Below are 23590 nucleotides of genomic sequence, written 5' to 3'. Positions count from 1 at the left end.
GACGGCACCGCGCGACGACGACACGGGCGCACCCGCACACGAGGCTGGAGTCTGGGCCTGTCTCCTGGGCTCTTGCCGGGCCCAGGAGACAGGCCCAGACCGCCGAACGCCCTGGAGCAGAACGTGATCGTCACCCTCATCGTCGCGGCCGAGATCTCCTGGTGGATCGTGCTCGGCCTCGCCCTCTCCGCCCGCTACCTGCTGCGGTGGCGGCGCACCAGCACCGTGCTGCTGCTCGGCCTCCCGGTGGTCGACCTCGCCCTGTACGCGCTCACCGTGCTCGACCTGCGCGGCGGTACCGAGGCGGGCTGGATGCACGCGCTCGCCGCGAGCTACGCCGGCTTCTCGGTCGGGTACGGCCCCTCGCTGGTCCGCTGGGCCGACCGGCACTTCCTGCACCGCTTCGCCGGCGGCCCCAAGCCGCTGCCCTCGCCGAAGTACGGCCCGGAGCGGACCAGGTACGAGTGGCAGGTCGCCGGCCGCACCGTCGTCTCCGCCGCGATCACGCTCGGCCTGATCACCCTGCTCGTCCCGCTCTCCGCGGGCTCCGCCCACTACGGCACGTTCCTGCAGTGGTACCTCAAGCTGGGCATCGCGGCCGTGGTCAACGTGGTCGTGGCGGGCTGCTACTCGCTGTGGCCCAAGGAGGCGCCGGCCGGCGTCCGGGTCGAGAACGGCCGCGTGGTGGCGCAGGAGAAGGCCCCGGAGCAGGCTCCGGAGAAGATCTCCTAGCGGTTCTCGCCCGGGACCCAGAGCACGTCGCCGCGCTCCTTGTTGGCCACCCGGGCCAGGATGAACAGCAGGTCGGAGAGCCGGTTGAGGTACTTCGCGGTCAGCGGGTTGACGGTGTCGCCGTGCTCCGCGATCGCCGCCCAGGTGGAGCGCTCGGCCCGCCGCACCACCGTGCAGGCCAGGTGCAGGTGGGCCGCGCCGGCCGTGCCGCCGGGCAGGATGAAGCTGCGCAGCTTCTCCACCTGCTCCAGGTAGTGGTCGCAGTCCCCCTCCAGCCGGTCGACGTAGGACTGCAGCACCCGCAGCGGCGGGTACTTCGGAGCCTCGACCACCGGGGTGGACAGGTCGGCGCCGACGTCGAACAGGTCGTTCTGGACCCGGACCAGCACCGCCGCCACGTCCTCGGGCAGCGCCCCGACCGCGAGGGCCACCCCGATCGCCGCGTTCGCCTCGTTGGCGTCGGCGTACGCGATCAGCCGCGGGTCGGTCTTGGTGGTCCGGCTCATGTCCCCGAGCGCGGTGGTGCCGTCGTCGCCGGTACGGGTGTAGATGCGCGTCAGATTGACCATGCGGCCACCCTAGCCCGGCAGGTTAGGCGGCGTTAACCCCGCACCTACGCGACATTCACCCTCTGACCGGGCGGGGCCGCCTCCAGCCAGGCGAGGAAGCCGGTCAGTGCGTCCTCGCTCATCGCCAGCTCCAGCGGCGCCCCGTTGTGCAGGCAGCGCAGCACCACCGAGCCGGAGAGCAGCGCCAGCTCCTCCTGGCCCTCCGGGTAGCGCCGGCCGAGCACCTCGATCTCCCGGCGCGGCAGCACCTTGCGCGGACGCGGGGCGTACGAGAAGACCCGGAACCACTCGATCGAGTCGCCGCTGTACCGGCCGATACCGAAAACCCACCCCTTGCCGTCGGTCGGGGGGACCGGGGCGGAGGTGGGTTTGCCGTTCTCGTCGAGGTCGGGCTGCGTCGAGGCGTCCGCGGGCATTTTCAGCCGGTAGCTGCAGTCGAACGTGCCGCCCACCCGCTGGATCAGGCGGCGGCGCACGGCGAAGGCCATCAGGCCGATCACACCCAAGGCCACGACCGCCGCACACACCACAAGCGCGAGGACCATGCTCACCTACCTCCTCGCTACCCGCGTTCCCCGTAGCGGTCGTATCAAGCGACCGCGCTGACCTACCAACTACGACGACAGTCCCGGGGTCACGCTCGCGCGTCCCCGGGACCGTCGGTCGACCCCGCCAAGCCGGGGGTCCGGCACACTCAGGCGTGGGCCTTGAGGCCGCGCGCCGCGAACAGCCGGACCTCGGCACGCCGCTCGGCGTGCTCGTCCAGGTCCGACTTGGCCTTCTCCAGTGCGCGCTCGGCGCGCGCGACATCGATCTCGTCCGCCAGCTCGGCGATCTCCGCGAGCAGAGACAGCTTGTTGTCGGCGAAGGAGATGAAGCCGCCGTGCACCGCGGCGATCACGGTGCCGCCGTCCACCGTGCGGATGGTGACCGGACCGGTCTCCAGCACGCTCAGCACCGGGGTGTGACCCGGCATGATGCCGGTGTCACCGGAGGCCGTACGGGCGACGACGATGGTGGCCGCACCGGACCACACCTTGCGGTCGGCTGCGACCAGCTCGACGTGCAGCTCAGCCAACGTGGGCTCCTAGGCTCATGCAACCCCCGATTACTCGGGAGTTTCGGTAAGAATAACGGCCCCGCGCCTCCGGCATGAAACCGGCGGCACGGATTTGACCGGAATCACAGCCGATGCGACGCGAGGGGTGGGTCCCAGGGTTGGGGCCCACCCCTCACGGTCACTCGCTGCTACCGGCCGCGATTACTTCTTCGCCAGCTCGGCGGCGTTCTTCTCGAGGTCCTCGATGCCACCGCACATGAAGAAGGCCTGCTCGGGGACGGAGTCGTACTTGCCGTCCGCGATCGAGTTGAAGGCCTCGATGGTCTCCGACAGCGGGACGGTCGAACCCTCGACACCGGTGAACTGCTTCGCCACGTAGGTGTTCTGCGAGAGGAAGCGCTCGATGCGACGGGCACGGTGCACCGTGATCTTGTCCTCTTCGGACAGCTCGTCGATACCGAGGATCGCGATGATGTCCTGGAGGTCCTTGTACTTCTGCAGGATCCCCTTGATACGGATGGCCGTGTCGTAGTGGGTCTGCGCGATGTACCGCGGGTCGAGGATGCGGGACGTGGAGTCCAGCGGGTCGACGGCCGGGTAGATGCCCTTCTCCGAGATCGGGCGCGACAGAACGGTCGTCGCGTCCAGGTGGGCGAAGGTGGTGGCCGGCGCCGGGTCGGTCAGGTCGTCCGCGGGGACGTAGATCGCCTGCATCGAGGTGATCGAGTGACCGCGGGTCGAGGTGATGCGCTCCTGCAGGAGGCCCATCTCGTCGGCCAGGTTCGGCTGGTAGCCCACCGCGGAGGGCATGCGGCCGAGCAGGGTCGACACCTCGGAACCGGCCTGGGTGAACCGGAAGATGTTGTCGATGAAGAGGAGCACGTCCTGCTTCTCGACGTCACGGAAGTACTCCGCCATGGTCAGCGCGGACAGCGCGACCCGCAGACGGGTGCCCGGCGGCTCGTCCATCTGGCCGAAGACCAGCGCGGTCTTGTCCAGAACGCCCGAGTCGACCATCTCGTCGATGAGGTCGTTGCCCTCACGGGTGCGCTCGCCGACACCGGCGAACACCGACACACCACCGAAGTTCTCGGCGACGCGGTAGATCATCTCCTGGATCAGAACGGTCTTGCCGACACCGGCACCACCGAACAGACCGATCTTGCCACCCGTGACGTACGGGGTGAGCAGGTCGATGACCTTGATGCCGGTCTCGAACATCTCGGTCTTGGACTCGAGGTCCTTGAACTCCGGGGCCTTGCGGTGGATCGGCCACCGGACCTCGACCTGCGACTCGAACTCGTCCTTGTCGACGTTCAGCACGTCACCGAGGGCGTTGAACACCTTGCCCTTGGTGATCTGGCCGACCGGCACCGAGATCGCGGCACCGGTGTCGGAGACCTGCGAACCGCGGACCAGGCCGTCGGTCGGCTGCATCGAGATGCCGCGGACCATGCCGTCGCCGAGGTGCTGGGCGACCTCAAGGGTGAGGATCTTCTTGCCCGTGCCGTCGGGGTTGTCCACCTCGACGTGCAGGGCGTTGAACATGTCCGGAATCGCGTCGACGGGGAACTCCACGTCGACGACCGGGCCGATGACCCGCGCGACGCGGCCCGTCGCCGTGGTCGGCTCAACAGTGGTGGTCATACTCATTCGCTCCCGCGGCTAGCGTCGGCGAGGGCGTTGGCGCCGCCGACGATCTCGCTGATTTCCTGGGTGATCTCGGCCTGACGGGCCGAGTTGGCAAGCCGCGTGAGCGACTTGATGAGCTCGCCGGCGTTGTCCGTCGCGCTCTTCATCGCGCGGCGGCGGGCGGCGTGCTCGGAAGCGGCCGACTGCAGCAGCGCGTTGTAGATCCGGCTCTCGACGTACCGCGGCAGCAGCGCGTCCAGGACGCCCTCCGCCGACGGCTCGAAGTCGTACAGCGGGAAGATCTCCGCCTTGGCCGGCGTCTGGTCGCTGAGCTGGACCTCGTCCAGCTTCAGCGGCAGCAGCCGGGCCTCCACCGCGTTCTGCGTCAGCATCGACACGAACTCGGTCGAGACCAGGTGGAGCTCGTCCACACCGCCGGTCTCGGCCGTGAAGGCCTCGATCAGGCCGGCCGACACGGTCTTCGCGTCGCCGTAGGTGGGCTTGTCCGAGAAGCCCGTCCACGACGCCTCGACCGCGAGGTTGCGGAAGGTGTAGTACGAGACACCCTTGCGGCCGATGATGTACGTCACCACGTCCTTGCCCTCACCACGCAGGCGCTCGGTGAGCGTCTGCGCGGCCTTGATGGCGTTGGTCGAGTAGCCGCCCGCCAGGCCGCGGTCCGCCGTGATCAGAAGCACGGCGGCGCGCTTGGCGCTCGGGTTCTCGGTGGTGAGCGGGTGCTTGGCGTTGGACCGGGTGGCCACCGCCGTCACCGCCCGGGTGAGCTCATCGGCGTACGGAGTGGAGGCGGCCACCGCGCGCTGCGCCTTGACGATGCGCGACGCGGAGATCATCTCCATCGCCTTGGTGATCTTCTTCGTCGCGGTGACAGAGCGGATCCGGCGCTTGTAGACCCGAAGCTGTGCTCCCATGGGTCGTTACGTCCTTTCCCTCGCTACCGGACTCAGGCCTGCTCGGAGAGCAGCTTGCCGTCAGCGGTCTGGTAACCCTGCTTGAACGCGTCGATCGCGCTGGTCAGCGCGTCGACGGTGCCGTCGGCGAGCAGACCGGTCTCGACGATGCCGGCCAGCAGGTCCTTGTGCTGCAGGCGGACGTGGTCCAGGAACTCGCGCTCGAAGCGGCGGATCTCGGCGACCGGGACGTCGTCCAGCTTGCCGGTGGTGCCGGCCCAGATGGAGACGACCTGCTCCTCGACCGGGAACGGCTGGTACTGGCCCTGCTTCAGCAGCTCGACCATGCGCGCACCGCGCTCCAGCTGGGCCTTGGAGGCCGCGTCCAGGTCGGAACCGAAGGCGGCGAAGGCCTCCAGCTCACGGTACTGGGCGAGGTCCAGGCGCAGACGGCCGGCGACCGAGCGCATGGCCTTGATCTGGGCGGAGCCACCGACGCGGGAGACCGAGATACCGACGTTCACGGCCGGGCGGATGCCGGCGTTGAACAGGTCGGACTCCAGGAAGCACTGGCCGTCGGTGATCGAGATGACGTTGGTCGGGATGTACGCCGAGACGTCGTTGGCCTTGGTCTCGATGATCGGCAGACCGGTCATCGAGCCGCCGCCCAGGGCGTCGTTCAGCTTGGCGCAGCGCTCCAGCAGGCGGGAGTGCAGGTAGAAGACGTCGCCCGGGTAGGCCTCGCGGCCCGGCGGGCGGCGCAGCAGCAGGGAGACGGAGCGGTAGGCCTCGGCCTGCTTCGACAGGTCGTCGAAGATGATCAGGACGTGCTTGCCGTCGTACATCCACTCCTGGCCGATGGCCGAACCGGTGTACGGGGCGAGGTACTTGAAGCCGGCCGGGTCGGAGGCGGGAGCAGCCACGATGGTGGTGTACTCCAGCGCGCCGGCCTCCTCCAGGGCGCCGCGGACGGACGCGATGGTGGAGCCCTTCTGGCCCACGGCGACGTAGATGCAGCGGACCTGCTTCTCCGGGTCGCCCGAGCGCCAGTTGTCACGCTGGTTGATGATCGTGTCGACGGCCACCGCGGTCTTGCCGGTCTGGCGGTCGCCGATGATCAGCTGGCGCTGGCCGCGGCCGATCGGGGTCATCGCGTCGATGGCCTTGATACCGGTCTGCAGCGGCTGCTTGACCGACTTGCGGGCCATGACGCCGGGGGCCTGCAGCTCCAGGGCGCGACGGCCGGTGGCCGCGATCTCGCCGAGGCCGTCGATCGGGTTGCCCAGCGGGTCCACGACGCGGCCGAGGTAGCCGTCGCCGACCGGAACCGAGAGGACCTCGCCCGTGCGGCGCACGGTCTGGCCCTCTTCGATGCCGCCGAACTCACCCAGGACGACGACACCGATCTCGCGGGTGTCGAGGTTCAGCGCGAGGCCGAGCGTGCCGTCCTCGAACTTCAGCAGCTCGTTCGCCATGACCGAGGGCAGGCCCTCGACATGCGCGATACCGTCCGCTGCGTCAGTGACCGTGCCGACCTCTTCCACAGAAGCGGCGTCCGGCTGGTACGACTGGACAAAGTCGGCCAGCGCGTCCCGGATCTCCTCCGGACGGATCGTAAGCTCCGCCATCAGGCTTCCCTGCTCTCCTAGTTTGCGATCCTCGGCCCGCCATTGAGGGCCGCAAGTACTCGACTCTCGGCCGGGTCGTATGAACCGGCCGTACGTTTTGCCGGCTCCTTGGGGAGCCGGTTTCCCGACCGAGGGTCGGATGTGCTGCTTGGGTGCTCAGCCTTCGAGCGACTGGCGAGCGCCTTCGAGGCGGCTCGACACGGTGCCCTCGATGATCTCGTCGCCGATCTGCACCCGCACGCCGCCGACGACCTCGGGGTCGACGTCGATGTTCAGGTGGACCTGGCGGCCGTACATCCGGCCCAGAGCACCGGACAGGCGCTCCTTCTGGGTGTCCGACAGCGGAACCGCGGTGGTGACCAGGGCCACCACGCGGCCGCGGCGCGCGGCGGCGAGCTTGGAGTAGGACTCCAGGCCCTGCTCCAGGCTACGGCCACGCGGCACGTTGACGAGGGCGGTGACCAGCCGGACGGTGCCGGCGTTGGCGCGGCCACCGAGCAGCTTCTTGATCAGCCCGGTCTTGGCGACGGCACCGGCCTTCGGCTCGGTCAGCGCGGCGCGCAGCTCGTGCGAGCCGCTCACCACCCGGCCGAAGCGGAACAGCTCGTCCTCGACGTCGTCGAGGACGCCGGCCTTGTCCGCGGCGATGATCTCGGCGTACGCGGCGAGCTCCTCGGTCGCGTCCACCAGGTCGCGCGAGCCCGACCAGCGGGAGCGGACCAGACCGGAGACCAGGTCGACGGCCTCGCCGGAGACCTGACCGGTCAGCAGCGAGGTGACCAGCTGGGCCTTGTCCTGGCCGGACCGCGAGGGGTCGGTCAGGACGCGGCGCAGCGAGACCTCACGGTCCAGGACGGCCGTGACGGCGGTGAGCTCCTCGGCGAGCTTGGCCGCGTCCACCGAGGTGGAGTCGGTCAGGCTCTCCAGGTTCTGCCGGCCGGCAGCGAGGGCCTCGCGGCTGGCGCCGATCACTTGGCCGCACCCTGAGCAACGGCGGCCTTGGCCTCCAGCTCGTCCAGGAAGCGGTCGATGACACCGCTCTGACGGGTGTGCTCCTCAAGGGACTCACCCACGATGCGGGACGCCAGCTGGGTGGCCAGCGAGCCCACGTCCTGGCGCAGGGCGGCAGTCGCCTGCTTCTTGTCCGCCTCGATCTGGGCGTGACCGGCCGCGACGATGGCCTCGCGCTGGCGCTGGCCCTCCTCGCGCATCTCGGTGAGCTGGGCGGCACCCTGCTCGCGAGCCTGCTCGACGATGCGGGCAGCCTCGTGGCGCGCCTCGGCGAGCTCGGCGCGGTACTGCTCAAGCAGGGCCTGGGCCTCGGCCTGAGCGGCCTCGGCGCGCTCCATGCCGCCTTCGATGGCGTCCCGACGCTCCGACAGCACCTTCTCGATGCTGGGGAGGAGCTTCTTGCCGAGCAGACCGAAGACGATGAAGAAGCAGAGCAGGCCGATGATGATCTCGGGCCACGCGGGGAGGAGAGGGTTCATCTTCTCCTCGGCCGCGAGCTGGGCGATCGCCATGCTCATATCTGGACCTTCCTCAGAAAGGGTCTACGCCGGAATTACTTGCCGGTGCCGAACACGAACGGCATGACGATGCCGATGAGCGCGAGCGCCTCGGTCAGCGCGAAGCCGATGAACATGTTCGAGCGGATCAGGCCGGCGGCCTCGGGCTGACGGGCCATGGCCTGGACGCCGTTGCCGAAGATCAGACCGACGCCGATGCCGGGGCCGATGGCGGCGAGGCCGTAACCGACGGAAGCGATGGAACCGACGACGCCGTCAGCAGCGAGCATGGTCATTGCAATTGTCCTTTGCAGGGGTGGTGAACCGGTGGTGATTGGCCACCGGGCGTTCCGGATGGTGGTTCATGGGAGGCCAGGGCCTCGGGGCTCAGTGCGCCTCTTCGAGGGCACCGGCGATGTAGCTGCTGGCCAGCATCACGAAGATGTAGGCCTGCAGGAACTGGACCAGCAGCTCGAAGGCGGTCAGGCCGACGGCGACGACGAACGAGGCCGAGCCGTACAGCGCGCCCAGGGACGGGCTGAGCAGGTACCAGGAGGCGATGGAGAACATCACGATCAGCAGGTGGCCGGCGAACATGTTCGCGAAGGCTCGGACCGCGAGCGTGAAGGGGCGCACGAAGATGTTCGAGAAGAACTCGATCGGCACCAGGATGAACATGACCCAGCCGGGGATGCCCGACGGCCAGCAGAGGTTCTTCAGACCGCCGACGAAGCCGTGCTTCTTGAAGGTCAGCGTCATGTAGGTGACCCACACGACCGCCGCGAGGCCGGCCGGGAACGCGATCGCCGCCGTCACGGGGAACTGTGCGAACGGGATGATCGACATGATGTTCAGCAGCCACACGAAGAAGAACATCGAGACCAGCATCGGGACGTACTTCTCGCCCTTTTTGCCGATCGTCTCCAGCACGATGGAGCGCTTGACGAAGTCGTAGCCGATCTCGCCGACCAGCTGCAGCTTGCCGGGGACCAGGCGCGGCTTGGCGAACGCGGCCCAGAAGAAGACGACCACCAGCACTGCGACGATCATCGACAGCAGCATCGGCTTGTTGAAGTAGAAGCTGCCGATCGAGAAGATCGGCTTGAAGTCGAATTCGTTCAGACCCGGGGCCGGGAAGCCGCAGCCAGCGTCCCCGAAGTGGCAACTGCCTGAGGCGAGGGACGTGAGTTCAGCACTCACCACGGACTCCTTCGTCGTGACGCATGGATACGGCAACCTCGGTGTGTCGGCGTGGCCTGAGGCCACGGAGCGGCACTGGAACTTGATGGGTTTCTCGCCGATCCCGCGCGGCAGTGGACTGCACCACAGCGGGATCATCGAAGACTGCGCGGATCCGGGGGGCGATCAGTCCGCTGTTCGGACAGACCAGGCCTCTTCCCGTACTCCGTTGTTGCGACGGACGATAGCAGCCCGTCAGTGCGGCATAAACACCGCCCCCCTCGTTGGGGGGACAGTGAGGCCTCGTCACTGTTGACGCCCCGTGTCGGAGGGCTTGTCGTCCTTGTTTTCCGAGGCGTCGGTGTCGACGTAGAAGGTCTTGGCCTTGAGTGCACCGCGCACCTGGAAGCCCGTCCAGATCAGGGCGCAGCCGAGCAGCGTGAAGGCGAAGGCCTGTCGGTTGAACAGCTCGGTATTCTTGAACACCGCGAGCACGATGCCGACCAGCAGGATCTGCGTGGTGTAGACGAGCAGCCCCGCGGCCATCATCATCTGCGGGTTCGACCTGGTCAGTCGGTCGAGCGCGATCTGGCCGAAGCTGAAGAAGGCCATCACCAGCACCGCGCCGAAGAGGGCGCCGAGCAGCCCCTTCCCGCCGGCGACGGCGAAGGAGATCGCCATGGCGATGATCCCGGCGGCCGCAGTGGGAATCGCGGCGCCTCGGAGGATCCGGGCGTCGTTGGACGGCATGTCGGCAGCTCCGGCGGCATGTCGATGTGGCGGGGGACGGGCACGGACGGTGGCGGGGTGACACCGGGACCGAGGCATCGCCGCAGGGCCGCCCGCAGGAGCGACGGGCCCGTCGAGGGAGACCGACAGGGACGGAAGTCATCCACCTGTCAGGTTCTTTCGGCGTGTTCTCGGTACTCGTGAACGGTATCACAAACTATTTGATGAGAGCTTTACCATGAACGTGTGGCTCCTGTCACACCAACGGCGCAGCAGATCCGCCTTACGGGTGAAGGCATCTGACGGAACGTCAACTCACCCGTCAGCGACGGCCACCGGTCGGTCCGTGGTCGGCCCGCTCGGCGGAGCCCTCCCGGCTGGCTTCACCCAGGATTTGCTTGTCCTTCGCCGAGAGTTCGGCCATCGGGCCGGAGGACTGGCGGCGGTACCGCGGCGGGACGAAGGACTGCACCGCCCGCGGCGCCCGCGGCCGGAACCGCGGGGTGAGCAGCACCACCAGGCCGACCAGGCAGAGCCCGGCGAGCGTCAGGACCACGGTGCGGCCGGTGTTGGTCACCGAGAAGGCCACCGAGCCGAAGGCGATCAGCGCGGCCCAGAAGTACATGATCAGCACGGCCCGGCTGTGCGAGTGCCCGACCTGCAGCAGCCGGTGGTGCAGGTGCCGCTTGTCGGCGGCGAACGGCGACTGGCCGGCCCAGGTGCGGCGCACCACCGCGAGCAGCAGGTCGGCCAGCGGCAGCGCGATGACCGTCAGCGGCAGCAGCAGCGGGATGTAGATCGGCACCAGGGCGTGCACGGTGGCGGTCTGCGAACCGGTCTCGTTGTTGATCAGGTCCGGGTCGACGCGGCCGGTGATGGAGATCGCGGCGACGGCCAGCATCAGGCCCAGCATCATCGAGCCGGAGTCGCCCATGAAGATCCGCGCCGGGTGCATGTTGTGCGCCAGGAAGCCCAGGCACATGCCGATCAGCAGCACGCTGAACAGCACGGCGGGCGCCGCGTCGGTGATCGCGTAGCCGTACCAGAGCCGGTAGCTGTACAGGAAGAAGGCCATCGCGGCGATGCAGACCATGCCGCCGGCCAGGCCGTCCAGACCGTCGATGAAGTTCACCGCGTTGACCATGACGACGACCAGGGTGACCGAGATGACCATGCCCTGGGTCGGGCTCACCGCGACCGCGCCGACGCCGGGCACCGGGAGGGTGATCACCGTGACGCCCTGCCAGACCATCACACCGGCGGCGATCATCTGGCCGCCGAGCTTCACCAGGGCGTCCACGCCCCACTTGTCGTCGAGCACCCCGAGCAGGAACATGATCCCGGCGCCGGACAGCAGCGCGCGGATGTCGGTGCCCTGGGTGAACACCTTGCTCAGGTTGTCGAGTTGCGAGGCGACCAGGATGCCCGCGCAGAGGCCGCCGAACATCGCGATGCCGCCGAGCCGCGGCGTGGGCTCGCGGTGCACGTCGCGGGCGCGCACCGGCGGCATGGCGCCGGCCGCGATGGCGAACTTCCGGACCGGGCCGGTCAGCAGGTAGGTGACCGCGGCGGTGCAGAACAGCACCAGCAGATACTCACGCACCACTGGCCTCCTGCATCACTGTCGAACGGGGAAGTACCGAAGGTACTCCCCTGCCTTCCCGGGGTTCGAGGTGCGTCGCCACGGCACACACCTTATTGAGTCGGACGCCGGGGACGTGCATCGCGGTTCGCCCTCCCGGGTAGGAGATCCGGATGCCCGTGGACGGGCCCCGCTCAGGCCCGGTCGGCGAAGGCCTGCGCCAGCTCCCGGACCCGCGCCGCCGTCTGTGCGACGGCGCCGCCGGCGAGCACCCGCGCGACCAGTCCGGCGATCTCGGACAGCTCCGCCCCGCCCATCCCCTGACTGGTCACCGTGCCCGTGCCCAGCCGGATCCCGGAGGCCTCGGCGGGCGGCGCCGGGTCGTACGGCAGCGCGCACTTGCCGAGCAGCAGCCCGGCCGCCGCGCAGCGCCGCTCGGCCTCCGCGCCGCTCACCCCCAGCGGGCTCACGTCGGCCGTCACCAGGTGGGTGTCGGTACCACCCGTCAGGGGGCGCATTCCGGCCTCTGCAAGCCCCTCCGCCAGCGCCTGCGCCCCGGACACCGTCCGCTGCGCGTACGCCCGGTAGGCGGGCGTCGAGGCCTCCGCGAGGGCGACCGCCTTGCCGGCCACCTCGTTCATCGCCGCGCCGCCCTGGCTGAACGGGAACACCGCGCGGTCGATCCGCTCGGCCAGCTCCGCGGTGCACAGCAGCAGGCCGCCGCGCGGCCCGCGCAGCAGCTTGTGGGTGGCCGCCACGGTCACGTCCGCGTACGGCACCGGGGAGGGCGCCACACCGGCCGCGACCAGGCCGGTGGTCTGCGCGGCCGAGGCGATCAGGTAGGCGTCCACCTCGTCGGCGATCTCCCGGAACGCCGCCCAGTCCAGGTGCCGGGGGTAGGAGATCGAGCCCGCCACGATGGCCTTCGGCCGATGCAGCCGGGCCAGTTCGCGCACCTGGTCGAGGTCGATCAGCCCGTCGCTCTCACGCACTCCGTAACCGGTGAAGGCGAACCAGCGGCCGGAGAAGTTGGCGCGCGAGCCGCAGCTGAGGTGGCCGCCGTGCTCCAGCGACATCGCCAGCACCCCGTCGCCGGGCCGCAGCAGCGCCGCGTACGCCGCCAGCATCGCCGAAGTCACCGACCGCGGCTGGACGTTGGCGTGCGGGGCGGCGAACAGCTCGCGGGCCCGGTCGATCGCCAGCAGCTCGGCGGCGTCCGCCAGGGAGCAGCCGGTGTGGTGCCGGCGGCCCGGGTAGCCCTCGGCGTACTTGTCGATCAGCGGGCCGCTGAGGGCCGCCAGGACGGCGGGGGTGGTGAGGTTCTCCCCCGCCAGCAGCTGGATCGTCTCGGCCCGCCGCTCGGCCTCCGCGGCCAGTAGGTCGGCGAGCTGCGGATCCGCCCGGTGCAGGGCCTCGGACGCCCAGGGGCGCCCCCTCGTCGCGGTCGGGCCGGTCGCGGCATCGGTGACGGTCATGGCGGGACTCCCGGGCGCTGCGGGTGGGGTGGATCCAGCCTAGGACTGCTTCCGCCGCCCGGCCCGCCGGGACGGGGCCGTTCGGCCCGCCCCTGTTTGGGCGCTCGGCTCGCCTCCGGGCCGCTCCGAACCGGCGCCGACGGTCGGCGCTCCAATGCCCCTCTCCCCCAGCCTCCGGCCGGGGGTACCCCCATCTCGGGGCCTCCTCGCTTCTCCCTTTCGGCACCGGCGCGGCCCTTCGGCTCGCTCGCGTGCTCGCTCGCGTATGTGTACCCGTGCGGGTCAGCGGTGTGCGGGGACGCCCGTGAGCGCGGTGACCACCGGGTCGACCGCGTGGAATATCTCCTCGCCGCAGTTGCGGAACATGCCGATCGGCGCCCCGTACGGGTCGTCCACCTCGTCCGACTCCGGGGTGGCGGCCAGCAGCCAGCCACGCAGGGCGGCGGCCGCCCGGACCAGTGCGCGGGCCCGCTCGGTGACGTCGGCGCCGCGCCGGGGGTCGGGCAGCGTGCCAGGGTCTATCGTCCGCACCAGACGCGTGAACTCCTTCAGCGTGAAGGTGCGCAGCCCCGCCTCGTGGCCCATCGAGATCACCTGGGCGCGGTGGTCCAGCGTCGCGGTGAGCACCAGGTCGGCCTCGACCACGTGCTCGTCCAGCAGCTCGCGGCCGGTGAAGCCGCCGCTGTCGGCGCCGTACTCGTCGAGCACGGTCGCGGCGTGGTCCTCCATCGGCGCACCCTCGTGGCCCCAGGTGCCGGCGCTCTCGACCAGGATCCGCCCGGCCACCCGGGGGCTCAGCCGGGTGTCCAGCTCACGCCGGGTGAGCCGCTCGGCGATCGGCGAGCGGCAGATGTTCCCGGTGCAGACGAACAGGATCCGGAAGTGGTCCAGCGGCCTGGGGCCCACGCTCAGGTACGGCGCTATGCCGGGCCCGGCATGGAGCGAGGCGGTGGGCGTCAACTGCCGGCCTCCAGGTCGGGTACGACCTCCCTCAGCTGCTCGACGCTGATCGCGCCGGCCCGCAGCAGGATCGGGACCTTGCCGGTGACGTCGACGATGGACGAGGCCGCGCTGTGGTCGGCCGCTCCGCCGTCCAGGTAGACCGAGACCGCGTCGCCGAGCTGGCCCTGGGCCTCGTCGCAGGTCAGCGGGGACGCCCCGCCGATCCGGTTGGCGCTGGAGACGGCCATCGGCCCGGTGGCGTTCAGCAGCTCGATGGCGACCGGGTGCAGCGGCATCCGCACGGCGACGGTGCCACGGGTCTCGCCGAGGTCCCAGCGCAGCGAGGGCTGGTGCCGGGCGACCAGGGTGAGCCCGCCGGGCCAGAACGCGTCGACCAGCTCCCAGGCCTGCTCGGAGAAGTCGGTGACCAGGCCGTGCAGGGTGGTCGGCGAGCCGACCAGGACGGGCGAGGGCGTGGTGCGGCCGCGGCCCCGGGCGGTCATCAGCTCGCCGACGGCCTCCGGGGAGAAGGCGTCCGCACCGACCCCGTACAGGGTGTCGGTGGGCAGCACGACGAGTTCGCCGCGGCGGACGGCCGAGGCGGCCTCGCGCAGACCGGTGGCGCGGTCCCCGGCATCGGCACAGTCGTAGCGGCGGCTCATCGGTGCGGTCCCCTTCCGGAGTGGCTCACAGCGGTCACAGCGGTCGTCACAGCGCAGCCCGACGCGCGGTCGTACTGCGCTCAATGTTCACGACCCCACCCTTCGGGCGGTCGTGAAGCGCGGCCGGTTGTTCAGGTCGCGGTGGTCGGCGGTGTCCGTCCAGCCGCGTTCCTCGTTGAAGATCCACGGCACCTGGCCGCCCTGCTGGTCGGCGTGCTCGATGACCACCGCGCCGCCCGGGCGCAGCAGCCGCGCGGCCACCCGCTCGATGCCGCGGATGGTGTCCAGGCCGTCCTCGCCGGAGAACAGCGACATCTGCGGGTCGTGGTCGCGGGCCTCCGGCGCGACGTACTCCCACTCGGTGAGCGGGATGTACGGCGGGTTGGAGATGACCAGGTCGAAGCGGCCGTCCCAGGAGCGGTCGTCCTCGAAGGCCTTGGTGGCGTCGCCGGCGTGCAGGGTGACGCGGGCGCGGTCCGGGCTGGCCTCGATGTTGCGCCGGGTGTACTCCAGCGCGCCCTCGTCCAGCTCGAAGGCGTGCACGGTCGAGCGCGGCAGCTCCTGCGCCAGGGCGAGGGCGATCGCGCCGGAGCCGGAGCACAGGTCCACCACCAGCGGCTCGGCCACGTCCATGTCGCGCACCGCGTCTATGGCCCACTCGACGACCGTCTCGGTCTCCGGCCGGGGCACGAACACCCCGGGGCCGACCGCCAGTTCGAGGTAGCGGAAGAACGCCCGCCCGGTGATGTGCTGGAGCGGTTCGCGCGCCTCGCGGCGGGAGACGGCCTCCCAGTAGCGGGCGTCGAAGTCCGCGTCCTTCACCGTGTGCAGCTGGCTGCGCTTGACGTTGTGGACGTAGGCGGCGAGTTCCTCCGCGTCGAAGCGCGGCGACGGCACGCCGGCCGCGGCCAACCGCTGGGTGGCCTGGGCCACCTCGGCGAGCAGCAGGTTCATCCGTACGACCTCGTTTTCTGCGCTCCGGCTCCGGACTGCCCGTGGGCTGGCGCGCGCCGGTCTCAGTTCTCTTGGGCCGCGGCGAGCTTGGCCGCCGCGTCCTTGTCGACGCAGGACTGGATCACCGCGTTCAGGTCGCCGTCCAGGACCTGGTCCAGGTTGTACGACTTGAACCCCGTGCGGTGGTCCGAGATGCGGTTCTCGGGGTAGTTGTACGTCCGGATCCGCTCGGAGCGGTCCACCGTGCGGACCTGGCTGCGGCGCGCGTCCGAGGCCTCGCGCTCGGCCTCCTCCTGCGCGGCGGCCAGCAGCCGCGAACGCAGGATGCGCATCGCCTGCTCCTTGTTCTGCAGCTGGCTCTTCTCGTTCTGGCAGGACGCCACGATACCGGTCGGCAGGTGGGTGATCCGGACCGCGGAGTCGGTGGTGTTGACCGACTGGCCGCCGGGGCCGGAGGAGCGGTAGACGTCGATCCGCAGGTCGTTGGCGAGGATCTCGACCTCGACCTCCTCCGCCTCGGGGGTGACCAGCACGCCCGCCGCGGAGGTGTGGATGCGGCCCTGGGACTCGGTGGCGGGGACGCGCTGCACGCGGTGCACGCCGCCCTCGTACTTCAGCCGGGCCCAGACGCCCTGGCCGGGCTCGGTGTTGCCCTTGGTCTTGACCGCGACCGAGACGTCCTTGTAGCCGCCGAGGTCGGACTCGTTGGAGTCGATGATCTCGGTCTTCCAGCCGATCCGCTCGGCGAAGCGCAGGTACATCCGGAGCAGGTCACCGGCGAACAGCGCGGACTCCTCGCCGCCTTCGCCCGCCTTGATCTCCAGGATGACGTCCTTGTCGTCGCTCGGGTCCCGCGGCACCAGCAGCAGCCGCAATTCCTCGGTCAGTTGGTCGCGGCGCGCCTCGGAGTCCTTCACCTCGGCGAGGAACTCCGGGTCCTCGGCGGCGAGTTCGCGCGCGGCCTCGATGTCCTCGCCGGCCTGCCGCCACTGCCGGTAGACCCGGGTGATGGGGGTCAGCTCGGCGTAGCGCTTGGCCAGCTTGCGCGCGTTGTTCTGGTCGGCGTGGACGGACGGGTCGGCCAGCCTCGTCTCGAGGTCGGCGTGCTCGACGAGGAGCTCTTCGACTGCCTCGAACATGGGGTGGCCTTCTTCCCGGGGGCTCGGATCGTGCGGGGGTGGGGAACGTACGGGGGCGGGAACGTACGGTGGGACGCGAACGGCGCCGGCCCCCGAGCGCCCCCGACAACGAGTACGGGGGCACCGGGAACCGGCGCCGAGGGAGCGCTAGGCCTTCGCGCTGTGCTGCTTGCCGAAGCGGGCCTCGAAGCGGGCCACGCGGCCACCGGTGTCGAGGATCTTCTGCTTGCCGGTGTAGAACGGGTGGCACTGCGAGCAGACCTCGGCGCGGATCTCGCCACTGGTCTCGGTCGACCGGGTGGTGAACTCGGCGCCGCAGGTGCAGGTCACACGGGTGACCACGTACTCGGGGTGAACGTTGGGCTTCAAGGGGTTCTCCTAGGTTTCGGGAGGGCACCGGGTCGGCGGCTGGAGTGCCGCTCGTGAACCGGGACCGACGGACCAGTCTGCCAGGACCGGCCGCATCTTCCCAAACCGGGTCCTGTTCCGGGATATTCCGGGCCCGCTCAGCGCAGGGCGGTGGCCTTCGGGGTGGGCTTGCCCGCGGTCTTCGCGGAGGGCGTCGGCGTAGCCGTGGGGGCCGCCTGCGCGGGGTTCTCCGGCTGCGCGGAGACGACCGTCTGCGGGAAGGCCTGGTCGGCCTTGAGCGCGGCCCAGAGCTGGTCGGCCCGGGGCTGCTGCTCGACGACCCGGTTCGGGTCGCTGGGGGCGGTCTCCACGGGCAGGGTGACCATGCTCAGCTGGTCCGGCCCGATCCCCTTGAGCTCCTGGACGAGCCCCACCAGGGAGTTCACCGAGCCGAGCGCGGAGTCGGTGGTGACGCTCTTGGTCACGGTGTCGCCGATCGACCACAGCTTGACCGGGTCGGTGAGCAGTCCGGCCCCGCCGGCCTGCCGGAGCAGCGACTTCACCATCTGCTTCTGCAGTTCGATCCGGCCGAGGTCGCTGCCGTCGCCGACGCCGTGCCGGGTGCGGACGAAGGCCAGCGCCTGCTGCCCGTCCAGGTGGTGCTGCCCGGCGGGCAGGTCGAGCCCGCTGTCCTTGTCGTGGATGGCCACCGTGGTGGTCACGGTGGCCCCGCCTATCGCGTCCACGACCCGGGCGAAGCCGGCGAAGTCGATCTGCAGGTAGTGGTCCATCCGCAGCCCGGTGAGCTGTTCGGTGGTCTTGACCGCGCAGGCCGCGCCGCCGCTCTCGAAGGCGCTGTTGTACATCGCGCGCTTGGCGCCGGGCACGGACTTGCCGCTCGCGTCGGTGCAGTCGGGGCGGGTGACCAGGGTGTCGCGCGGTATCGAGACGATCTGCGCGCGCGAGTGGTCCTGGTTGATGTGCACCACCATCGCGGTGTCCGAGCGGGCGGTGTCGCCGGTGTCCCCGTCGGCCAGGTCGCCGTTCTCGCCGCTGCGCGAGTCGGAGCCCAGCACCAGGATGTTGAAGGAGCCGTCGGTGGCGGCCGGCGGCCGGGCGTCGCCGAGGCGGCCGTCGATGTCGACGCTCTTGATGTTGCCGTTGAGCCTGACGTACGCGTAGACGGCGGCGCCTGCGCCGAGGACGACGAGCGCGACGAACGCGCAGGCGGCCGTCCGCAGGACTTTGCGGCGGCGACTCGGAACCCTCTTGTGCTCGGCCATACGGTCCAGAGTAAATCGGACAACATGATCCAAAGACCCTCAATTGTCCCGACTCTGGAACAACCGGGGCATGAACGCACGGAACCCCGGACCGCTCGCGCGATCCGGGGTTCCGTGCTTCGACAGCCGTCCGGCTACGGTCAGTCGCCGGAGCCGGGGGTGGTCTTGGCGATCTGCATCAGGAACTCGGCGTTGCTCTTGGTCTGCTTCATCTTGTCCAGGAGCAGCTCGATCGCCTGCTGCGAGTCGAGCGCGTGCAGCACCCGGCGCAGCTTCCAGACGATGGCCAACTCCTCGCTGCCGAGCAGGATCTCCTCCTTGCGGGTGCTGGAGGCGTCCACGTCGACGGCCGGGAAGATGCGCTTGTCCGAGAGCTTCCGGTCGAGCTTGAGCTCCATGTTGCCGGTGCCCTTGAACTCCTCGAAGATCACCTCGTCCATGCGCGAGCCGGTCTCGACCAGCGCGGTGGCCAGGATGGTCAGCGAGCCGCCGTTCTCGATGTTGCGCGCGGCACCGAAGAACTTCTTCGGCGGGTACAGCGCGGTCGAGTCGACACCACCGGACAGGATGCGGCCGGAGGCCGGCGCCGCCAGGTTGTAGGCGCGGCCCAGGCGGGTGATCGAGTCCAGCAGGATGACCACGTCGTGGCCCAGCTCCACCAGGCGCTTGGCGCGCTCGATGGCCAGCTCGGCGACGGTGGTGTGGTCCTCGGCCGGGCGGTCGAAGGTCGAGGAGATGACCTCGCCCTTCACCGACCGCTGCATGTCGGTGACCTCCTCCGGACGCTCGTCGACCAGGACGACCATCAGGTGGCACTCGGGGTTGTTGTGGGTGATCGCGTTGGCGACCGCCTGCAGCACCATCGTCTTGCCGGTCTTCGGCGGCGCGACGATGAGACCGCGCTGGCCCTTGCCGATCGGCGACACGAGGTCGATGATCCGCGTGGTCAGCACGCCTGGGTCGGTCTCCAGGCGCAGCCGCTCCTGCGGGTAGAGCGGGGTGAGCTTGTTGAACTCGGGGCGGCCGCGGCCGCTCTCCGGGTCCATGCCGTTGACGGAGTCCAGCCGCACCATGGCGTTGAACTTCTCGCGGCGCTCGCCCTCGCGCGGCTGGCGCACCGCACCGGTGATGGCGTCACCCTTGCGCAGGCCGTTCTTGCGGACCTGGGCGAGCGAGACGTAGACGTCGTTCTGGCCCGGCAGGTAGCCGGAGGTGCGCACGAACGCGTAGTTGTCGAGGATGTCGAGGATGCCCGCGACCGGGATCAGGACGTCGTCCTCACCGATCTGCGGCTCGACGACGCCCGGGGCGGCCTCGAAGCCGTCACGGCCGCGACGGCCCCGGCGGTCGCGGTAGCGGCCGCGACGGCCGCGACGGCCCTCGCCGAACTCGTCGTCCTCGTAGCCGCCCTGCTGGGCCTGCGGCTGCTGGGTCTGCGTGGCCTGGCGGCCCTGCTGCTCGCCCTGACCGGCCTGCTGCTGGCCCTGCTGGGGCTGGCGGTCGGCGCGCTCGCGGCGGTTGCGGCGGTCGCGGCGCGACTCGCGGCCGTCGCCGTCCTGCTCGCCGCCCTCCGGGCGCTCGGTGCGCTCGGTGCGCTCGCCGGTGTCACGGCGCTCGCGGCGGTCACGGCGGTCGCGACGGCTCTCGCGGCCGTCCTCACGGCCCTCGAAGCCGCGGGTCTCGGCCGGGCGGCCCTCGGCCTGCTTCGGCTCGGCGACGGTCACGGTGGCGGCCTCGGCCACGGCCTCGGCGGCGGCCGGGCCGGTGGGGGCGCCGGCGGCCGAGGTGGCACGACGGCGGGTGCGCTCGGTACGGGCGGGCGCGGCGGTCTCGGCGGCGGCCTGGACCGGGATCTCGATCTGGGCCTGCGGCTCGGCGGCGGCCGGGGCCTCCACGGCGGCAGCGGCGGCGGCGGCCTTGGTGCGGCGGGCCGGCTTCTCGGCCGGGGCCTCGGCCTCCGCCTTGGCGGCGGTGCGCTTCGCGGCCGGGGCGCCACCGGCGGCGAGCAGCGGGTCCCCGCCGCTCTTCTCCTTGATGGTCTCGATCAGCTGGCTCTTGCGCATGCGTCCGGTACCGGTGATGCCAAGGTCCGCGGCGAGCTTCTGCAGCTCGGCCAGGACCATGCCGTCCAGGCCCGCGGCAGCGCTGCGGCGGCGCCGCGCCGGGGCAGCGGGGGCGGCGGCTGCGTCCGACGCTTCGGCGTCCGGGCGCGCGCCCATCAGATCGGTGGAGTCGCTCACTAAGGGTCCTTCCCTGGAGCGGACGTCGGCCTGTCTGGCTCGGCGACCGGTTGTGCTGTCCTGACCAACGCTCGACTGCGTCGGTCCGAGGCGGTGATCCCTCGAATGGCGGGAGCCGGTCGAGGGAGAGCTGCGAGGTGCGGTGCATGAAGCACGGTGGTGCTGAGTTGGCGCGTGGGCCGGTCGTGTGTCGACCTCCCCTGAGGGCGTAACCCCCACGCTCCCTGCGAATCCCGGGCCCCCGTCGCGTGACGGTGGCCCGTGCTCCGCCCGTCCTGGCCTCAAGGGGGAGGCCGCGGGTGGGAGTCAGGTGCCGTCACGGCTTCGGGATGCGGCCGCATGTCGCGCAGGCAGGCTGCGTACGCGCTGCGGTGGGCTCCCGGAGAATCGTCGCCCCGTGCATCGCCGCGACTCCACGGCAGTGGAGTGCTGGGATCGGGACGCGGCGCACCGAGCCCCGGAGGGCACCTGGTGCAGCAATGAGGTTAACACTACCGACCCCCTCAGACATTCCCCAGCCTTGTGCTTGCCAATCGTGTCCGGTGGGCCCGGGTCGGCGTGGTGCCGGCGCCGGGCCCGGACGGGCGGCCCGTACGGGCTGCTCAGGCGTCCAGCGGGAGCACGACGGCCCCGGCGCGGTCGACGGTCAGCCGGTGCGCGGCGAACGCCGGGTCGCCGCCGTGGCCGTGGTGCCCGGCGAAGGAGAGCACCTTGTCGGCGCCCGCCTCGTCGGTGAGCGCGAGGACGGTCGGGCCGGCCCCGGAGATGACCGCGGGGATGCCCTCCGCGCGCAGCGCGCCGACCAGGCCGGCGCTCTCCGGCATCGCGGAGGCGCGGTAGTCCTGGTGCAGGCGGTCCTCGGTGGCGGCGAAGAGCAGTTCGGGCCGTCGGGTCAGCGCCTCCACCAGCAGCGCGGAGCGGCCGGCGTTGACGGCGGCGTCGGCCAGCGGGACGGTCTTCGGCAGCAGGCCGCGGGCGGTCTCGGTGAGCACCTCGGCGGCCGGGACGAACACCACCGGGACGACCTGCTCGGAGGGCTCCAGGGCGACCGCCTTGGCCGACTCCTCGTCGGTCCACGCGATGGTGAAGTTGCCGCGCAGGCAGGCCGCGACGTTGTCCGGGTGGCCCTCCAGCTCGGAGGCGAGGGCCAGCAGCGCGTCGTCGTCCAGCGCCGAGGGGCCGCCGATGGTGACCGCGCGGGCGGCCACGATGCCGGCGCAGATGGCGGCGGAGGAGGAGCCGAGGCCCCGGCCGTGCGGTATCCGGTTGGCGCAGACCACTTCGAGGCCGCGGGGCTGGCCGCCGAGGCGGTCGAAGGCGGCGCGCATCGAGCGGACCAGCAGGTGGCGCTCGTCGCGCGGCAGCGTCTCGGCGCCCTCGCCGGCGATGTCGACGGTCAGGCCCGAGTCGGCGACCCGGACGACCACGTCGTCGTACAGGCCCAGCGCCAGTCCGAAGGCGTCGAAGCCTGGGCCGAGGTTGGCGCTGGTCGCGGGAACCCGGACCCGGACGGCGGCGGCACGGAACGCGGGACCGGCCATGCGGTGGACTCTCCTGGGGAAATCGGGCGGCGCGGAGCGCGTCGTCGGTGCGAGGTGGGGGGTGGGGGGAAAGGGCCGCAGGCCCCGTCGGGGGCGGGCTGCCACGATCTTCGGCGCGGCCCGGACGGTGCCGGGCCCGGGGCATGTGCCACACGGCCGGAGCCAGAGTATCGAAGAGAGGTTCCCGAGCGGTACACCCCGTGGGCCTTCGATCTGGTGTGTTGCCGGTTCTGGCCGGAATGCACACCCTCCCCGGTCAAAGAGCGGAGCGAAATCGGCTCGGAATGCGAAGCGGAATTGACACAAAAGTGTCACCGGAGAACTGTGACGGGCCGACCCTCGAAAGGGTCGGCCCGTCGATGCGTCAGGCCCCGTCGCTAGTCGAGCAGTCCGAGGCTGCGGGCCGCCGCCTGGGAGTCGATCGGGACGATCTTCGGCTGCGGCGCGCCGGCCACCGCCCAGTCCGGGTCCTTGAGGCCGTTGCCGGTCACGGTGCAGACGATCCGCTGGCCCGGGTCGACCAGCCCGGCCTCCGCCTTGGCCAGCAGGCCGGCCACCGAGGCGGCCGAGGCGGGCTCCACGAAGACGCCCTCCTGCGAGGCCAACAGCCGGTAGGCGGACAGGATCTGACGGTCCGTCACCTTGTCGATGAGGCCGCCGGACTCGTCCCGCGCGGCGAGCGCGAAGTCCCAGGAGGCCGGGTTGCCGATCCGGATCGCGGTGGCGATGGTCTGCGGCTTGAGGATCGGGTGACCGTCCACGATCGGGGCCGAGCCGGCGGCCTGGAAGCCCCACATCCGCGGGGTGTGGGAGGCCAGGCCGTCCGCGGCGTACTCGCGGTAGCCCTTCCAGTACGCGGTGATGTTGCCCGCGTTGCCGACCGGCAGGACGTGGATGTCCGGGGCGTCGCCGAGCATGTCGACGATCTCGAAGGCCGCGGTCTTCTGGCCCTCGATGCGCACCGGGTTCACCGAGTTGACCAGGGCCACCGGGTACTTCTCGGACAGTTCACGCGCAAGGGTGAGGCAGTCGTCGAAGTTCCCGTCGACCTGCAGGATCCGGGCGCCGTGCACCAGCGCCTGGCCCATCTTGCCGAGGGCGATCTTGCCCTGCGGGACGAGCACCGCGGAGACCATCCCGGCCCGCACCGCGTACGCGGCGGCGGAGGCCGAAGTGTTGCCGGTGGACGCGCAGATGACCGCCTGGGCGCCCTCCTCCTTCGCCTTGGAGATGGCCATCGTCATCCCGCGGTCCTTGAAGGAGCCGGTCGGGTTGGCGCCCTCGACCTTGAGGTAGACCTCGCAGCCGGTGCGCTCGGAGAGCACCTGGGCGGGAACCAGGGGCGTGCCGCCCTCCAGCAGGGTGACCACCGGGGTGGCCGCGGTGACCGGCAGGCGGTCCCGGTACTCCTCGATCAGGCCGCGCCACTGGTGGGTGTGCGCGCCTCGGACGACGTTCTCGGCAACGGCGTTCATG

23 protein-coding genes are annotated in these 23590 nt (G+C 70.8%); 1 reads left to right on the top strand and 22 read right to left on the bottom strand.

Features of this window, described 5'->3' with window-relative positions:
- The first annotated feature begins 123 nt into the window (after nucleotides 1-123).
- Nucleotides 124-732, top strand: a complete 609-nt coding sequence (locus tag OP86_RS02705) for a hypothetical protein (protein ID WP_030057521.1) — start codon at nucleotides 124-126, stop codon at nucleotides 730-732.
- Here OP86_RS02705 and OP86_RS02700 read toward each other — a convergent pair.
- The 22 genes from OP86_RS02700 to thrC form a co-directional block, all read right to left on the bottom strand.
- Entirely contained in the window at nucleotides 729-1301 is a 573-nt protein-coding gene (locus tag OP86_RS02700) for a cob(I)yrinic acid a,c-diamide adenosyltransferase (RefSeq protein WP_030057522.1), read from the bottom strand. The two genes, OP86_RS02705 and OP86_RS02700, sit on opposite strands and share 4 nt — an antisense overlap.
- A 44-nt stretch (nucleotides 1302-1345) precedes the next feature.
- On the bottom strand, nucleotides 1346-1846 hold the full coding sequence (locus OP86_RS02695) for a DUF2550 domain-containing protein (protein ID WP_030057523.1): 501 nt from the start codon (nucleotides 1844-1846) through the stop codon (nucleotides 1346-1348).
- A 149-nt stretch (nucleotides 1847-1995) separates the two neighbouring features.
- Nucleotides 1996-2379: a F0F1 ATP synthase subunit epsilon gene (locus tag OP86_RS02690; protein WP_030057524.1), complete on the bottom strand. Its 384-nt coding sequence runs from the start codon at nucleotides 2377-2379 to the stop codon at nucleotides 1996-1998.
- Nucleotides 2380-2562: 183 nt separating this feature from the next.
- Nucleotides 2563-4008, bottom strand: a complete 1446-nt coding sequence (gene atpD / locus OP86_RS02685; RefSeq protein WP_030254929.1) for a F0F1 ATP synthase subunit beta — start codon at nucleotides 4006-4008, stop codon at nucleotides 2563-2565.
- Nucleotides 4009-4010: 2 nt separating this feature from the next.
- Nucleotides 4011-4925, bottom strand: coding sequence for a F0F1 ATP synthase subunit gamma (locus tag OP86_RS02680; protein ID WP_030057527.1), 915 nt, complete (start codon nucleotides 4923-4925; stop codon nucleotides 4011-4013).
- A gap of 32 nt (nucleotides 4926-4957) precedes the next feature.
- Nucleotides 4958-6532 carry a F0F1 ATP synthase subunit alpha gene (gene atpA / locus OP86_RS02675; protein ID WP_030057528.1) on the bottom strand — a complete coding sequence of 525 codons (1575 nt, stop codon included), beginning with the start codon at nucleotides 6530-6532 and terminating at the stop codon, nucleotides 4958-4960.
- A gap of 156 nt (nucleotides 6533-6688) precedes the next feature.
- Nucleotides 6689-7504, bottom strand: coding sequence for a F0F1 ATP synthase subunit delta (locus OP86_RS02670; protein WP_030057529.1), 816 nt, complete (start codon nucleotides 7502-7504; stop codon nucleotides 6689-6691).
- Entirely contained in the window at nucleotides 7501-8055 is a 555-nt protein-coding gene (locus OP86_RS02665; RefSeq protein ID WP_030057530.1) for a F0F1 ATP synthase subunit B, read from the bottom strand. The genes OP86_RS02670 and OP86_RS02665 overlap by 4 nt, the downstream gene beginning before the upstream one ends.
- Nucleotides 8056-8096: 41 nt before the next feature.
- Nucleotides 8097-8336, bottom strand: a complete 240-nt coding sequence (gene atpE / locus OP86_RS02660) for an ATP synthase F0 subunit C (RefSeq protein ID WP_030057531.1) — start codon at nucleotides 8334-8336, stop codon at nucleotides 8097-8099.
- A gap of 91 nt (nucleotides 8337-8427) precedes the next feature.
- Nucleotides 8428-9240: a F0F1 ATP synthase subunit A gene (gene atpB, locus OP86_RS02655; RefSeq protein ID WP_030057532.1), complete on the bottom strand. Its 813-nt coding sequence runs from the start codon at nucleotides 9238-9240 to the stop codon at nucleotides 8428-8430.
- A 285-nt stretch (nucleotides 9241-9525) separates the two neighbouring features.
- Nucleotides 9526-9969 (bottom strand): Cg1360 family ATP-synthase-associated protein, encoded by a 444-nt coding sequence (locus tag OP86_RS02650; protein WP_030057533.1) that lies wholly within the window; start codon nucleotides 9967-9969, stop codon nucleotides 9526-9528.
- Nucleotides 9970-10270: 301 nt separating this feature from the next.
- Nucleotides 10271-11551 (bottom strand): MraY family glycosyltransferase, encoded by a 1281-nt coding sequence (locus tag OP86_RS02645; protein WP_030254915.1) that lies wholly within the window; start codon nucleotides 11549-11551, stop codon nucleotides 10271-10273.
- Between the two features lie 173 nt (nucleotides 11552-11724).
- Nucleotides 11725-13005, bottom strand: a complete 1281-nt coding sequence (locus OP86_RS02640; protein WP_030254913.1) for a serine hydroxymethyltransferase — start codon at nucleotides 13003-13005, stop codon at nucleotides 11725-11727.
- 282 nt (nucleotides 13006-13287) lie between these two features.
- Entirely contained in the window at nucleotides 13288-13965 is a 678-nt protein-coding gene (locus OP86_RS02635) for an arsenate reductase/protein-tyrosine-phosphatase family protein (protein ID WP_078588387.1), read from the bottom strand.
- Nucleotides 13962-14609, bottom strand: coding sequence for an L-threonylcarbamoyladenylate synthase (locus OP86_RS02630; protein WP_030057536.1), 648 nt, complete (start codon nucleotides 14607-14609; stop codon nucleotides 13962-13964). Before OP86_RS02630 ends, OP86_RS02635 begins: the two co-directional genes overlap by 4 nt.
- Nucleotides 14610-14696: 87 nt before the next feature.
- A complete protein-coding gene (gene prmC / locus OP86_RS02625) occupies nucleotides 14697-15563 on the bottom strand; it encodes a peptide chain release factor N(5)-glutamine methyltransferase (RefSeq protein WP_030057537.1) in 867 nt (288 codons plus the stop codon).
- Between the two features lie 62 nt (nucleotides 15564-15625).
- Nucleotides 15626-16702, bottom strand: a complete 1077-nt coding sequence (prfA, locus tag OP86_RS02620; protein WP_030057538.1) for a peptide chain release factor 1 — start codon at nucleotides 16700-16702, stop codon at nucleotides 15626-15628.
- A 147-nt stretch (nucleotides 16703-16849) separates the two neighbouring features.
- Nucleotides 16850-17071 (bottom strand): 50S ribosomal protein L31, encoded by a 222-nt coding sequence (gene rpmE / locus OP86_RS02615; protein WP_030057539.1) that lies wholly within the window; start codon nucleotides 17069-17071, stop codon nucleotides 16850-16852.
- Between the two features lie 137 nt (nucleotides 17072-17208).
- The gene (locus OP86_RS02610; RefSeq protein WP_063832275.1) at nucleotides 17209-18333 is read right to left on the bottom strand and encodes an LCP family protein; all 1125 of its coding nucleotides are present in this window, start codon (nucleotides 18331-18333) and stop codon (nucleotides 17209-17211) included.
- Nucleotides 18334-18473: 140 nt separating this feature from the next.
- Complete coding sequence (gene rho / locus OP86_RS02605; protein WP_030254906.1) at nucleotides 18474-20573, bottom strand: transcription termination factor Rho; 2100 nt, start codon at nucleotides 20571-20573, stop codon at nucleotides 18474-18476.
- A 602-nt stretch (nucleotides 20574-21175) separates the two neighbouring features.
- Nucleotides 21176-22114 (bottom strand): homoserine kinase, encoded by a 939-nt coding sequence (gene thrB / locus OP86_RS02600; protein WP_030057543.1) that lies wholly within the window; start codon nucleotides 22112-22114, stop codon nucleotides 21176-21178.
- Between the two features lie 377 nt (nucleotides 22115-22491).
- The gene (gene thrC, locus OP86_RS02595) at nucleotides 22492-23589 is read right to left on the bottom strand and encodes a threonine synthase (RefSeq protein WP_051829588.1); all 1098 of its coding nucleotides are present in this window, start codon (nucleotides 23587-23589) and stop codon (nucleotides 22492-22494) included.
- Nucleotide 23590 lies beyond the last annotated feature (1 nt).

The organism is Streptomyces novaecaesareae (assembly GCF_000716875.1).
Taxonomy (GTDB): domain Bacteria; phylum Actinomycetota; class Actinomycetes; order Streptomycetales; family Streptomycetaceae; genus Kitasatospora; species Kitasatospora novaecaesareae.
Note: the sequence above shows the minus strand (reverse complement) of the source record. Positions and strands in the feature narration are given on the sequence as shown.

Coding starts and splice junctions, on each gene's coding strand:
- OP86_RS02700 (WP_030057522.1), bottom strand. CDS start 1,301: ATGGTCAATCTGACGCGCATCTACACCCGTACCGGCGACGACGGCACC.
- OP86_RS02695 (WP_030057523.1), bottom strand. CDS start 1,846: ATGGTCCTCGCGCTTGTGGTGTGTGCGGCGGTCGTGGCCTTGGGTGTG.
- atpD (WP_030254929.1), bottom strand. CDS start 4,008: ATGACCACCACTGTTGAGCCGACCACGGCGACGGGCCGCGTCGCGCGG.
- OP86_RS02680 (WP_030057527.1), bottom strand. CDS start 4,925: ATGGGAGCACAGCTTCGGGTCTACAAGCGCCGGATCCGCTCTGTCACC.
- atpA (WP_030057528.1), bottom strand. CDS start 6,532: ATGGCGGAGCTTACGATCCGTCCGGAGGAGATCCGGGACGCGCTGGCC.
- OP86_RS02665 (WP_030057530.1), bottom strand. CDS start 8,055: ATGGCGATCGCCCAGCTCGCGGCCGAGGAGAAGATGAACCCTCTCCTC.
- atpE (WP_030057531.1), bottom strand. CDS start 8,336: ATGACCATGCTCGCTGCTGACGGCGTCGTCGGTTCCATCGCTTCCGTC.
- OP86_RS02650 (WP_030057533.1), bottom strand. CDS start 9,969: ATGCCGTCCAACGACGCCCGGATCCTCCGAGGCGCCGCGATTCCCACT.
- OP86_RS02640 (WP_030254913.1), bottom strand. CDS start 13,005: ATGACCGTCACCGATGCCGCGACCGGCCCGACCGCGACGAGGGGGCGC.
- OP86_RS02630 (WP_030057536.1), bottom strand. CDS start 14,609: ATGAGCCGCCGCTACGACTGTGCCGATGCCGGGGACCGCGCCACCGGT.
- prmC (WP_030057537.1), bottom strand. CDS start 15,563: ATGAACCTGCTGCTCGCCGAGGTGGCCCAGGCCACCCAGCGGTTGGCC.
- prfA (WP_030057538.1), bottom strand. CDS start 16,702: ATGTTCGAGGCAGTCGAAGAGCTCCTCGTCGAGCACGCCGACCTCGAG.
- OP86_RS02610 (WP_063832275.1), bottom strand. CDS start 18,333: ATGGCCGAGCACAAGAGGGTTCCGAGTCGCCGCCGCAAAGTCCTGCGG.
- thrB (WP_030057543.1), bottom strand. CDS start 22,114: ATGGCCGGTCCCGCGTTCCGTGCCGCCGCCGTCCGGGTCCGGGTTCCC.
- thrC (WP_051829588.1), bottom strand. CDS start 23,589: ATGAACGCCGTTGCCGAGAACGTCGTCCGAGGCGCGCACACCCACCAG.